The sequence below is a fragment of the Neobacillus sp. DFD-2R genome, assembly GCF_057747865.1.
Genome location: NZ_CM173228.1, coordinates 4449416 through 4462646 on the forward strand (window position 1 = coordinate 4449416; position 13231 = coordinate 4462646).

The 13231-nt window shown below is 36.1% G+C and carries 13 protein-coding genes; 4 read left to right on the forward strand and 9 right to left on the reverse strand.

What is annotated here, in order from left to right:
* Positions 1-72 precede the first annotated feature (72 nt).
* Positions 73-1014 (reverse strand): LCP family protein, encoded by a 942-nt coding sequence (locus AC3ANV_RS22275; protein WP_488310836.1) that lies wholly within the window; start codon positions 1012-1014, stop codon positions 73-75.
* A 291-nt stretch (positions 1015-1305) separates the two neighbouring features.
* Here AC3ANV_RS22275 and AC3ANV_RS22280 point away from each other — a divergent pair, with 291 nt between their 5' ends.
* Positions 1306-1680 (forward strand): YhjD family protein, encoded by a 375-nt coding sequence (locus AC3ANV_RS22280; RefSeq protein ID WP_488314304.1) that lies wholly within the window; start codon positions 1306-1308, stop codon positions 1678-1680.
* A gap of 13 nt (positions 1681-1693) precedes the next feature.
* Here the strand turns inward: AC3ANV_RS22280 and AC3ANV_RS22285 are convergent, their stop codons facing one another.
* Complete coding sequence (locus tag AC3ANV_RS22285; RefSeq protein WP_488310837.1) at positions 1694-2263, reverse strand: competence protein ComK; 570 nt, start codon at positions 2261-2263, stop codon at positions 1694-1696.
* A gap of 190 nt (positions 2264-2453) precedes the next feature.
* Between AC3ANV_RS22285 and AC3ANV_RS22290 the strand changes: the two genes are divergently transcribed.
* Complete coding sequence (locus tag AC3ANV_RS22290) at positions 2454-2690, forward strand: IDEAL domain-containing protein (protein ID WP_488310838.1); 237 nt, start codon at positions 2454-2456, stop codon at positions 2688-2690.
* 176 nt (positions 2691-2866) lie between these two features.
* Here the strand turns inward: AC3ANV_RS22290 and AC3ANV_RS22295 are convergent, their stop codons facing one another.
* The 7 genes from AC3ANV_RS22295 to hemE form a co-directional block, all read right to left on the reverse strand.
* Positions 2867-3121, reverse strand: coding sequence for a hypothetical protein (locus AC3ANV_RS22295; RefSeq protein WP_488310839.1), 255 nt, complete (start codon positions 3119-3121; stop codon positions 2867-2869).
* 161 nt (positions 3122-3282) lie between these two features.
* Entirely contained in the window at positions 3283-4554 is a 1272-nt protein-coding gene (locus AC3ANV_RS22300; protein ID WP_488310840.1) for a M48 family metallopeptidase, read from the reverse strand.
* Positions 4555-4765: 211 nt separating this feature from the next.
* A complete protein-coding gene (locus AC3ANV_RS22305; protein ID WP_488310841.1) occupies positions 4766-6313 on the reverse strand; it encodes a fatty acid--CoA ligase family protein in 1548 nt (515 codons plus the stop codon).
* 256 nt (positions 6314-6569) lie between these two features.
* The gene (locus AC3ANV_RS22310) at positions 6570-7304 is read right to left on the reverse strand and encodes an MBL fold metallo-hydrolase (protein ID WP_488310842.1); all 735 of its coding nucleotides are present in this window, start codon (positions 7302-7304) and stop codon (positions 6570-6572) included.
* A gap of 78 nt (positions 7305-7382) precedes the next feature.
* Positions 7383-8828, reverse strand: coding sequence for a protoporphyrinogen oxidase (hemY, locus tag AC3ANV_RS22315; protein ID WP_488310843.1), 1446 nt, complete (start codon positions 8826-8828; stop codon positions 7383-7385).
* Between the two features lie 37 nt (positions 8829-8865).
* Positions 8866-9798 (reverse strand): ferrochelatase, encoded by a 933-nt coding sequence (gene hemH, locus AC3ANV_RS22320; RefSeq protein ID WP_488310844.1) that lies wholly within the window; start codon positions 9796-9798, stop codon positions 8866-8868.
* A gap of 91 nt (positions 9799-9889) precedes the next feature.
* Complete coding sequence (gene hemE / locus AC3ANV_RS22325) at positions 9890-10936, reverse strand: uroporphyrinogen decarboxylase (RefSeq protein ID WP_488310845.1); 1047 nt, start codon at positions 10934-10936, stop codon at positions 9890-9892.
* A 279-nt stretch (positions 10937-11215) separates the two neighbouring features.
* Between hemE and AC3ANV_RS22330 the strand changes: the two genes are divergently transcribed.
* Positions 11216-11713 carry an antibiotic biosynthesis monooxygenase family protein gene (locus AC3ANV_RS22330; protein WP_488310846.1) on the forward strand — a complete coding sequence of 166 codons (498 nt, stop codon included), beginning with the start codon at positions 11216-11218 and terminating at the stop codon, positions 11711-11713.
* Positions 11714-12041: 328 nt separating this feature from the next.
* Entirely contained in the window at positions 12042-13220 is a 1179-nt protein-coding gene (locus tag AC3ANV_RS22335) for a M20 family metallopeptidase (RefSeq protein ID WP_488310847.1), read from the forward strand.
* Positions 13221-13231: the final 11 nt, after the last annotated feature.

Sequence of the window (13231 nt, forward strand, 5' to 3'; positions counted from 1 at the left end):
AACGTCAATTCTTTTACCCAAATACAAAAACATCCTTAATTCTTCATTAAATACTTACGATAGGTGAAAACATTATTTACTAATAAATTGCTGAAGAGCTTCCTTATTCTTTTCAAGATTGATTTCCAATACGGCTCCTTCCCCTTTAATTCGTGGTTCCGTAAAACTGTTGTCAACTGGGATCCTTAATGTCTCTACATTTCCTTTATTTTTGGAGAAGAAATCCTTAGCCATAAATAACATATCTGTTGTATCCATGTTCGTATTTATAAACGGTGTAATAACGCCAATTAATTTCGGAAGTTTCGGGATTGTTTCAAAGCTTTTAAGCTGGTTCCCAACCGCTTTTAATGCTTCCTGCTGCCGCTTTACACGGCCAAAATCGCCAATTGCATCATGGCGAAAACGGACATAACCAAGTAAATGCTCCCCGTCTAACCTTTGCAGCCCCGGTTCCAATGTAACACCAATATATTCAGACATTTTTTTTTCTACATTAATTTCTACACCATTTGGAAATGCTTCATCAATTAATTGTACAAACCCCTGAAAGTCCGCAATAACATAATATTGAAGGTCAATATCAAAGTTTTCTTTAATCGTTTGTCTTAATAGTTCAGGTCCCCCATATGCAAAAGCAGAGTTGATTTTATGCTTTCCATGTCCCGGTATATTGACATAGCTATCCCTCATTATAGAGGTTAATTTATATGTTCCTCTTGTTTCATTATAGTGAGCAATCATAATCGTATCTGCCCTTGAATTTTCATTTCCCCTGGCATCACTTCCGAGCAAGAGGATATTCGTGTCACCATACTGATCCTTTTTACCTTCAAATGTGTAATTTACCTTATTTTCTTTATTTGTTTTATTAACCTTCTTTAATGATTGGGCAATTCCTTGTTTATATTGATAATATGCATAACCTGCAGTACCGCCAATAAGTACGAGGAAAACAAGTAACACTGATACCCATCTTCTTTTTTTCTTTATATGATGTTTTTCAGATCTCATTCTTGTATCACCCCACCAGGTAATTTTTTATTTTTACATCTAATATGATTAAATTTTTCATTGCATTGTTTCCTTTATAATTCATTTTCCCCAACGAAATATCCTTCTATCAAAAACTTTCTCATATACATTAAACAAAAAACGCAAGCTATAATAAGCATGCGTTTTTTTGTTATTTGATTATTATCTGTAGGTTAAATTTTAAAGAGTTATTGCCTTTTCGGCAATTTTTTTGTATGATTAGAGGAACAAACGTTCGTGTGTATAATATGAAAGGAAACAGTGATGGGGATGACAAGAATTCCAGAGGAAGAGCGAAATATTATGGAAAAGGCCATCTATTTGCCAATGGTTTTAATCGTTTTAAACCGGGATTTATCTGTAGTCGAAAGCAGTCCCTTTAAATTAAAAAAGCCTTATTCAGAATTGATTGAGGAGACTATGAAGGATATACAGAAGGAATTAGCTGAGGTAAAACAGTATATGAAAAAGAATAAACTTCAAGTTACTGAAATTAAACGGGACGATGCCTTTACGATGTATATGTTTATCTATAAAGGTTATGAAGAAAACCACAATTATTTTAATCCACGGATTCGAAATAAGGTTCAAGAATTAATGGTATCTTATTTTCTAAAAAAACACCCGTCCCGTAAAAATAATTAAAGAAAATGTTTTATTATTCTTTTAAAAAGTTTTTTCTACCATATACTCTTGAATATTCTGATGCATTCATTAACTTTGGTCTATTCTGTAAATAAAATAATTTCCTCTCATTTTTTTCAATTCTTTGCATTAGCTTGGTTTTAAAAGAAGAGGTTCTCCCCATTTGCCCCTCAATCGTACAGTATGAAACGGGAAAATAGTAAGATTTTTTATTTTGAAATTTGATCAATGTTTGATGACGGTCAGAGCGCCGATAATTCTCAACATGATCATGTGCAATCCAAATACATTCTTGGCGGCTCGGTGATGTGGTTGGAAAAAAGTAGAGGCTATTTGTCGGTTCAATAACAATCGGAATTTTACGTTTAATATCAGTTAACATTCGTGTTCCTCTTTTTCTGCTTTCGTAATCGCAGCCAAAATAATTACAGCTGTTCTTAATGATATCGAGCGGTTTAAATGGGGCTAAAAATTCATCATCTACCTCAATAATTCGTGTATAAATTTTACTTCCATATTCTACTGGTTCTAAAAACATTGTACATGAATTTACCTCATACTCTTCAATCTGTTTTTCCTTCACCCTTTTCAACTCCTATTCGTTTACTTTTGTTAATCATATCATTTATAAATTTCCTTATCTTTACTTTTTTGGAATTGTTGCTAATTTATTCACAAATAAACGGTAAATTTTTTTTCAGAAAATTGTAAAAATTAATTGATATTATCCGAAAAAATCCATATAATAAGAAAAAGCATCAGAGGTGATTTTCATGAATGAAAAATCCTACACGGAATTAATGAAAATTGGTGCAATGAAACGTAATCAGAGGAAAGAAAACTTCATCCAGGATTTATACATCGAAATGCTCTTATCGGAAATTCAACTAACAGTTGAAAAGGAAAAATTGTTACAAAAAATTGATTTTGCCATTGATCATCGTGACAAAAAAACATTTTTATTGTTATCAAGAAAGCTTACGGAAATAAATAAACGCTTTGGAACTTAAAGAAATCTTTTATTGAACCGTCAAATTTGACGGTTCTTTTGTTTTTTAAGATTATTTATTTTTTAGAAACTCTTACCAAACAAAAAAGTGCAGATTGTCTATAAAATGAGACAAATCTGCACTTTTTTAATTCCTATACTTAAATAACCCTTAAACTATTTTGAACTTACTGTATATTACGAATTCCTTAAAAATACAGAAATCCCGAAGACACCAAATCTTTCTTGGAACACTCTTCTGAATCCATTAGCTAATAAACAATCACGAGCACGAACAAATAAGTCACCTGGTTCTAATAATCTCTCACATGGATGTGAACTGCCAATGACATTAGATTGGATAATTGTACGCGGAGACTCAGGATTAAGCGGGTTTCTTTGCCATAAGATAGTTACTACGTCAGGTGGCCTAGGAATAGACACATTACTCATTAAAAACACTCCCTTAGATTTTCATTTAATATATTAAATGAAAAGTAAACATAGCCTGTCTAATGAAAACACATATATTATTGAACTTTTTTATTTCCTATTTATTTAAAAAAGAGGCTGAAGACATGGAACTCGTCTTCAGCCTCAAACATTATATTATGTTACTTTATTCGATGTTTGATCTCATATTCTTCCAGCATTGAAATTCGATCAAGCATTGATGGATGGTCATAGCGGAAAATTTTAACCAATAAAGGCGGATTCACTTGGCTTAAACCGGAGCGGGTTAATTTTTGAAAGGATGTAATGGCCGCCTCCGGGTTTTTTGTCATATTAATAGCATATCTGTCAGCTCGTGTTTCCTCATACCGGGAAATTAGGTTCGTTAGCGGGCTCGATGCAAACATTAGCATAGAAATAATTAGTAAGAATAAAGGGAGGGATTGGATATCTCTTACATCCGTTATTTTTAATTCTTTTCCAAATCGTCTTGTTACCCAATTCATTAACCGATAGGCTATATACAAACCGAACAGTGACAGCAACAAATAACCTGCAATTCCAAAATAAATATGCTTTTCAACATAATGGCCCATTTCATGCGCCATGATAAATAAAATTTGGTTATCTGATAGTTTATTTAACGTAGTATCCCAGAGAACAATCCTTGCATTTGAACCAATCCCGGTCACATAAGCATTCATGGCATTTGTTTTTTCAGCCATATTTACTTCAAATACATGCTGTGCCGGAATATGAGCTTTACTTGCCATTGCCAATATTTTCGTTTCCAGTTCCTTGTTCTTTAAAGGATAAAAATCATTGTATAACGGGTCAATGACAACAGGTTGTAAAAACATCATAAACAAGGTAAATGGAATTGATAAAAGCCAGGCATACAGCCACCAGCGTTTTGTACTTTTTTTCATGAGCCAGTACATTATTGGGACAATAATCAGCATTGTTCCATAATTAATCCAAAAGTCAATCAGCTCATCCTTCATCCAGGAAGGGAAGGACTGTGTAGAAATATGATACGTTTTTGACAAGGAATAGCTTATATAACTTAATGGAAATGTTGCCAAAAAAGCAAAAAAGGATAGCCAAATTATATAAATCCCAGTTTGTAACAGCTTGTATTTCGATGAGTTTTCAGCCCATTGTTTAAACACCTTTGAAAGGCCAAACAATAAAATGACGAAATAGAAAAGCCACTCAAACGGAGTTGATAGGAAATACAAGAGATTCCTTATTTTCGAATATTCCTCACTCAGCATGAGTTCCCTTCCGTTTAAAAATGTGGAAGGATCGGCCTTTGTTCCTTGATATTCAAAAGGTAGTTTTGTATCGGCAAAGTAAAATAAATACCAATAAAAAAACAAACCGTATATTACATAGGCTAAAACCGCATAGACCCCCATCTTCCTAGCCATAAAATTGTCCTCCTTTATGTACAGCCCTCTCCTTACTTAGTTTAGTTAATATCCAAGCTTTTAGAACTAACTACAAGAAAAAAGCCGAATTTTTACCAACTTATAAAAAATAAATTTTAGCGAATTTTCTAAAAAGGCAAAATAAAAAAACATGGCAAAGAGCTGCCATGCTACTTTCCTTTAAAAAAATAAAATAGTTCACAAAAGAATTTTACTTATTAACTGGTTCTGTAACAAGCTCTTTTAATGCTCTTCTCAATATTTTTCCAGTGGTATTCTTAGGAAGCTCCTTTATAAATTCAATGGATGAAGGGATTTTGTATTTTGCCAGATGCTCTTTACAATAATCAAGTAAGTGTTCCGCTGTTAGCTCAGGATTTTTACTTACCACATAACTTTTTACTGCTTCACCTTGGTTTGGATCAGGTATTCCAAGAACTGCCACTTCAACTACATCAGGATGGTTGTAAAGAACCTCTTCCACTTCACGAGGATACACATTATAACCGCCCACCAATATTAGCTCTTTCTTCCGATCGACAATATAAATATATCCTTCTTCGTCCATTTTCGCTAAATCACCGGTATAAAGCCATTCATCACGGATTGCTGCCGTGGTTTCTTCAGGCATTTTATAATATCCCTTCATTATATTTGGACCACGAACGATTAATTCGCCAACTTCGCCAACGGGCACCTCTTCACCAAGCTCGTTAACAATTTTATTTTCGACATGGAGGATTGAAGTCCCAATCGAACCTGGCTTGCGTGGGCGATCGAGCGGATTAAAACATGTAACAGGTGATGCCTCAGATAATCCGTACCCTTCTGAAACCACAACTTTAAATTTCTTTTCAAAATTCTTTAATAGGGCAACAGGCATTGATGCCCCGCCTGAAATACACAAACGCAATGTTTGAAGATCCTGCGGCTTTCCTTCCGGATATTGAAAAAGAAAATTATACATAGTTGGAACGCCGGCAAATACAGTTGGCTTATACTCTTTTCCGAGACCGAAAATTTCCTTCGGACTAAATTTAGGAACAATCAATAATGTTGCTCCGTTCATCAACGGTGCATTTAAGGCCACTGTCAAACAAAAAACATGGAACATTGGCAGAGCAGTAATCACTCTGTCTTGATCATTGATTTTTAAATAATCACCAACATCTTTAGCATTACTATATAAATTCCTATGAGTCAGCATTGCACCTTTTGGCATCCCTGTAGTGCCTGAGGTATATAGAATAAGTGCCACATCATCATCTTGAAGCTCTGGGCCTTTGAAACTTAAATCTCCTAAAGTAATTACATTTGAAAACGATTTCATTTTTTGGTTCACAGATAATCTTTCCATTTCAAATTGTCCCGTTTCACAAATCACAAAATGCTCTACTTTTGGCAGAAAAGAATGCATTTTTTCTACTAAAGGAACGGCAATATCGAGAGCTACCACGACTTTAACATCCCCATTATTCAATATGTAGCCAATTTCATCTGCCGTGTAAATTGGATTAATTGGAATAACAGTGACTCCTAACCGTAATGCTCCAAATAAGCTGATGACAAAATGAGGAGTATTCCCCAATAAAAGAGCAATATGATCACCTTGCTTAACGCCTAATTTTTCAAGACCTGATGCAAATTTCGTAATGGCCCCATCTAATTCAGCATAAGTAGTTGATCGACCCATAAAATGATAGGCAGGTTTATTTGCCCAAACCTTTGCTGTTTCATGAAGCTGTGATGAAAGATTCATCTGATTCCCCTCCCTCTAATGAATGAATATTCATTCATAACAATATTCTAAATATATTATATGTCCGGAAATTTAAGTATTCAAGTATAATACTCTAAAATTTCAGAAAAAGGGGAAGAACTCAAAAGTACAGGTCAGACCCCTGAACAACGATTTACAGCTTAGTGGCTCGTATTCATTGCTAATTACTAAGATTATGAAGCGGCAACCGTTATGAGTCATCCTCTATTTCCGGTAACATAATTGTCTCCCCTTTTTATAATGATATAGACAGAAAATCATCTGCAAGTTTAATTATACCTGCATATTCATTGGCTGCCTCGTTAACCAAATCACTTAAATTTCCATAATGGGGCAGATGGGTAAGAATTAATTGTTTAACCGCTGCCTTATTTGCTAACTGCCCTGCATCGGTGCTTGTCATATGCCCTGCTGATTTTCCATTCTGATGACTATAGAGATTACATTCACATAATAAAATATCTGCTTCTTTACTAAAATCAATAAATTCTTCCTTAAAAGAACTATCAGCAGTATAAACAACTGCTTTTCCCCCCGTCCCTATTCTCATCGCATAGCCTGGAACAGGATGATCTGTTTTTAGGAAAGAAACTTGAAAAGGCCCAATGGTAAGAACCTCATTCGGATCATAAGCGATCCCTTTTGTAATATTTTTATATGTAAGCTTAGAAAATTCATTTTGATCAAAATGATGTCCGTACAGAGGCAATGTTGGAATTTCTTTTCCTAAGAAACCCTGAATTAATCTAGCATGCTGCAAGACACCAATATCTGCTATATGATCAGGATGATAATGAGAAATCAAAACAGCATCCAGCTCTTCCGGCTGAATGATATTTTGCAGCTTTGCCAGCACACCGCTGCCACAATCAATTAATAATTTAAATCCATCCTGCTCAAGTAAATATCCGGAACTCGCTGCATTTTGTTTCGGATAACCGCCCCAAAAGCCAATAACCGTAAGTAACACGACCCAACACCTCCATAAATTCAAAAAACCTATATGCTTAATATATACAAAATATGTTAATTCACAACAAAGAAGCCGTTACAGCTGTACGGCTTCTTTTATTGAGATGTTTAAATTTAGATATTCTAATATGCTCTTTACTGCTGCTTCTCCTTGGTCAATGCAATCCGGAACGCCGATTCCTTCATAAGAAGCACCTGCTAAAAATACTCCGGGCAACTCAGCTTCTACATGTTTTTTAATTGTTTCCAGGCGTTGTTTATGCCCTACTGTGTATTGCGGCATTGAATTTTTCCAACGGGAAACGATCGCAAAATCAGGCTCCATTGAAATATCCATTGTTTTTTTCAAGTCATCGAGCACAATTTTAATAATTTGGTCATCAGAAAGATCTACAATGGCCTCATCACCCGCTCTGCCTACATAACAACGAAGTAATACTTTTCCTTTTGGGGTAGAGTGGGCCCATTTTTTATGTGTCCAGGTGCAGGCAGTAATCGAATAGTCACTGTTTCTGGATACTACAAATCCAGTTCCATCGATATCTTTTTTTATAGCTTGTTCAGGGAATGCCAGTGCAACTGTCGCAACAGACGTTGAAGGAACAGATTTAAATGGATCAAAAAAACTGTAATACGAAAACATTGATTGCGTTACCTTATGTGGAGTTGCTGCTACAATACAATCTACCGTTAGGGCTTCACCATTGTTAAGGTTAATTTCATACTTATGATCTATTTTTGATATTTTTTCAACTCGATGCCCCAGAAGAATTGAGTTAGGTTCCAATTGAGCTTCAATTGCTTCAGCAAATGATTGCAGGCCACTTTTAAACGTTAAAAATGCACCTTTTCCTTTTTCCCCATTTTCAGGCTTTTTCGGCTGGGAGGGGGTTGATTTTTTCATTCCTATGATCAGGCTTCGATATTTCTGTTCCACCTGATAAAATTGCGGAAAGGTAGACATCAAGCTTAATTGATCAATATCTCCTGCATAGATTCCCGATAATAATGGTTCAATTAAGTTTTCGACGACTTCGTCACCTAATCTTCTTCGAAAAAATTCTCCTAATGACTGGTCTTTGCCACTTTCTGACCTAGGTAAAATGAAATCGGCGGCAGCTCGTATTTTACCTGGAAGGGAAAACAAACCTGTGGTAATAAAAGGACCTATTTCGGTCGGGATTCCCATTATAGAGCCTCCGGGCATGGAATACAGCTGCTCATTAACAAGAACATATGATTTCCCGGTTGAATTATGGACTAGCTCCTGCTCCATACCAACTGCCATCGCAAGCCTAACAATACTTGTTTTTCGAGCTAAAAAAGAATCCGGACCTCTTTCAATTGTAAAACCGTCCCTAACAACAGTTTGCATTTTACCTCCGAGACGGTGGGATGCTTCAATGAGTTTAATCTCAATCGGAAGTTTATTTTCATACACTATTTTTTGAAGGTAGAATGCCGCTGTTAGCCCAGCAATCCCGCCTCCAATTATGGCCACTTTCTGCTTTTCTTCCGCCACCGAAGTCACCTTCTTCCTTGTAAATTCCTTACTCAGTTCATTCTATTAACGTCTTAAGGATTACCGTGGACAAGCAATCGATAAATTCTTCTTTTGCATTTGGCATTTCAGGACGATAATAACTTGCACCTACTTCGTCTGTTACAGCTTTACATTCGATATCATTATCAAACAGCACCTCAAGATGGTCACAAACAAATCCAACGGGTGCATATACAAATGCCTTATATTGCTGCTCTTGAAATAATTTTCTTGTTAAATCCTGTACATCCGGGCCCAGCCATGGCTCAGGCGTATTTCCTGCACTTTGCCAGCCGATTTCGTAATTTTTTATGCCAGCTTGGTCGGCAATTAAATCAGCCGTTTCCTTTAGTTGGTCGGGATATGGATCCCCAAATTGTAAAATTTTCTCAGGTAAACTATGGGCAGAAACGATCAGCATTGAATGCTTTTTCTCCTCTTGAGGCATTTCCTCATAAACCTGCTTAACTTTATTTGCCCAATAGGCAATAAATTTCGGCTCTTGATACCAGCTTTCAATGGAATTAATTTTTAATCCACCTAACTTTTCAGCCTCTTCCTTTACCCGTCCATTATAGGACTTAACACTGAAGGTTGAAAAATGAGGAGCCAGAACAATGCTTACAGCCTCTTCAATTCCGTCCTCATGCATTTTTTTGACTGCGTCCTCAATAAATGGTTCGATATGTTTTAATCCAAGATACATTTTAAATTCAATTTTATCCTGAACTCGGTTTAAGTGTTCTTCTAACTTTTCAGCCTGTTCAAGAGTAATTTTAGCGAGGGGCGAAATCCCGCCAATTGCTTCATAGCGATTCCGAAGGTCTTCAATCATTTCCGCTGTCGGCTTTCTTCCATGGCGAATATGTGTGTAATATCGATCAAGATCCTCTATTTTATAAGGGGTTCCGTATGCCATTACGAGCAAACCCATTTTCTTTTTTGTCATTGTCTGCACCTCATTTTCAATCTTCCAGTTATTGTTCCATAAAATTGAACTTGTTACCAATTTTATCACGTTTCGACAAGAAAATGAGTGATTAACGGCTTAGTTTTGAAGCTGAATATTCATGTATAAAGGCAGTTAATTTTTTCAATGTTTCCGGATTGACTGAAGGGAAAACACCATGCCCCAAATTAAAGATGTAACCGTCCTGTGTCATTCCTTGATCTAAAATTCCTTTAGCTTTTTCCTCGATTACTTCCCAAGGGGATAATAGAATAGCCGGGTCAAGGTTTCCTTGAACTGTTTTGTGAATACCCATTTCTCTTGCCCGATGAATCGGCAAGCGCCAATCTAATCCCACTACATCAAGTGGAAGGTCATTCCATTCAAGAGCTAAATGGCTGGCACCAACACCAAACATAATTAATGGAACATTCTCTTCTTTTAATGAAGTAAAAATCCTTGTCATAACAGGCTTAATAAAGTAACGGTAATCCTCAACATTTAAAGCCCCTACCCAAGAATCGAATATCTGTATAGCCTTTGCGCCGGCATGAATTTGCGATTTAACATAAACAATAATCATATCGGCAAGCTTATCCATTAACGCAAACCAGGCTTTTGGCTCAGAATACATAAAAGCTTTTGTTTGGTTGTAGTTTTTTGATGGTCCGCCTTCGATCATATAACTTGCCAGTGTAAAAGGCGCACCGGAAAAACCGATTAATGGTACATTTAATTGTTCCCGGGTCAATAATTTGATTGTATCCAATACATATGGGACATCTTCTTCAGGGGTAATTTCTCCAAGCTTTTCAACGTCTGCCAGAGAACGAATTGGATTAGAAATAACCGGACCAATTCCACCTTTTATTTCCACATCCATACCAATAGCCGGAAGTGGTGTCATAATATCTTTATATAAAATCGCCGCGTCGACATTATAATTCTCAACAGGAAGTCGGGTTACATATGCACAAAGCTCAGGCTGATGGGTAATTTCAAATAAAGAGTACTTTTCTTTAATCTCTCTATATTCCGGCTGTGATCGTCCTGCCTGCCGCATGTACCATACCGGAACATAGTCAGTATTCTCCCCTCTTGCTGCTTTTAAAAAAGTTTCATTTATCGGTCTTGTCATTAAATAAATCCACCTTTCAAGGACATGTCTGTTTTTCATTTTAATATATATAGTAGGAAAATAAAACTTCTCTATTGAAGGCTGTAACGATAGAACTGTCTTCACTATATCTATTAATCCGATTTGTGTATAGATAAGGAAAATAAGTGTCAAAAAAAAGTTGTTTTTAAGTTTATAGAATTTATTAATAGGAACAAGGTAGGAGCATTACAAATAAGATTAAGCATAGACTGTAGATGATTTATGATTTTTATTATAATTCTCCAGGAGTGATTATACTTGAACATCTTTATTACAGCCGGAACATTGGACTATTTAAAAAGTATTGAAAATAAGTATCCTTCGGAAACCATGGTAACAATGGCTAATGACTCAGGTGCACTGTTGCTGCACGAAACAAATGGGGCAACCGTTTTTAAAGAACCGCGGAAATATGAAGTGTTTGATTCAGCAGGTGACATTAAGAGGAGTGGGTTTGTTGTCATGAATAACTTTCCCGTCACCGATGAAGGAAGACCATTATTTGAGCAGGAATTTAAGAAACGCGCAAAAATATTTTCGAATGAACCGGGATTTATTGCTATAAGAGCCCTTCGCCCATTATTTTCAAATACATATGTCACCCTAACAATTTGGGAAACCGAAATGGACTTTCATAATTCGAAAAACCTTAATTCTTTTTCAAATGCCCTTAACAAAAAGGGAATAGGTGTTGATCATCAGCCAAAGATTTTCACAAGCGAAACTTACGTCAGCCAATATACAATTATTGATTAAAGACCCTTGGAATGGAGACATTGCTCCATTCCATTTTATTTTAATTTGCCCTCTCCTTCCCTCTCACCGTTTGATTTCATTTACATATCCTGTATTACATCCAAATGGGCGAATAACTATATTCGCTTTGTAACCACAATAGCAGCAATGTTTTTAATATAAAAATAAGAATTTAGGCTGAACTAAAATGTCAGCCTCTTTTTTAGAAAGGCTATTAGTCAATAGATGACAAAGAATATCAAAATTAAAACCTACATATTAATTTAAAAGTGTTAAAATAATTAGAAAATAATAGTACTTTTAAATCTAATGAAATCAGGTGATCTTTATGCTAAACAAATTATTTACTAAATTAGATGGATATTATGAAGAAATGGTTTCTATCCGCCGTTACTTACACCAGCATCCGGAATTATCGTTTAAAGAATATCAAACCGCCAAATTTATCCAATCATTTTATGAAGAGCTTAACATCGAGGTAAAGGGAGATGTAGGCGGAAATGGGATAGTCGCAAAAATATATGGGGAAAAACCGGGTAAAACGGTCGCTATAAGAGCTGATTTTGATGCTTTGCCCATCCAGGATGAAAAGGAAGTTCCCTATAAATCATTAGTTCCCGGTGTGATGCATGCATGTGGGCATGATGGGCATACAGCAACCCTCCTTATTCTGGCAAAAGCTTTAAATGAGATAAAAGGGGATTTGGAAGGGGATTATGTTTTTATCCATCAGCATGCGGAAGAATATGCACCTGGTGGTGCAGCATCAATGATTGAAGATGGCTGTTTAAATGGTGTGGATGTCATCTTCGGTACCCATTTATGGGCAAGCGAGCCGGTTGGAACGATCCAATATCGAACAGGCCCTATTATGGCCGCAGCAGACCGGTTTGAAATTGAAATTCAAGGGCAAGGAGGGCACGGAGCACAGCCTCATAAAACAAAGGATGCAATTGTTACTGCATCACAGCTTGTTTTAAATTTACAGCAAATTGTTAGTAGAAAGGTAAATCCTGTAGATTCAGCAGTTGTCACAGTTGCTTCATTTACGGCACAAAACGCCTTTAATGTCATTGCCGATAAGGCTAAATTGGTTGGAACAGTCAGAACCTTTAATGAAGAGGTCCGAGACTTCATTGAAGAGGAAATAAATAGAATTATCCAAGGAACATGTCATATGGCTAGCAGCACGTACCAATATTCGTTTGAAAGAGGTTATCCTGCTGTAGTTAATCATGAAAAAGAAACAGAGTTTCTAAAAGAGTGCGCTAGTGTTGTCCCGGAAGTACAACATATTGAAGAAACCGAGCCTCAAATGGGTGGAGAAGATTTTGCTTATTATTTACAAAAAGTACCGGGTACATTTTTCTATACCGGTGCAAGACCACTTGGTGTTAATAATGCCTTCCCACACCACCACCCCAAATTTGATATTAATGAAAAAGCGATGTTAATTGCTGCAAAAACGCTTGGCACTGCAGCTGTTACAGTCCATAAAACCGAATAATGGATCTCCCC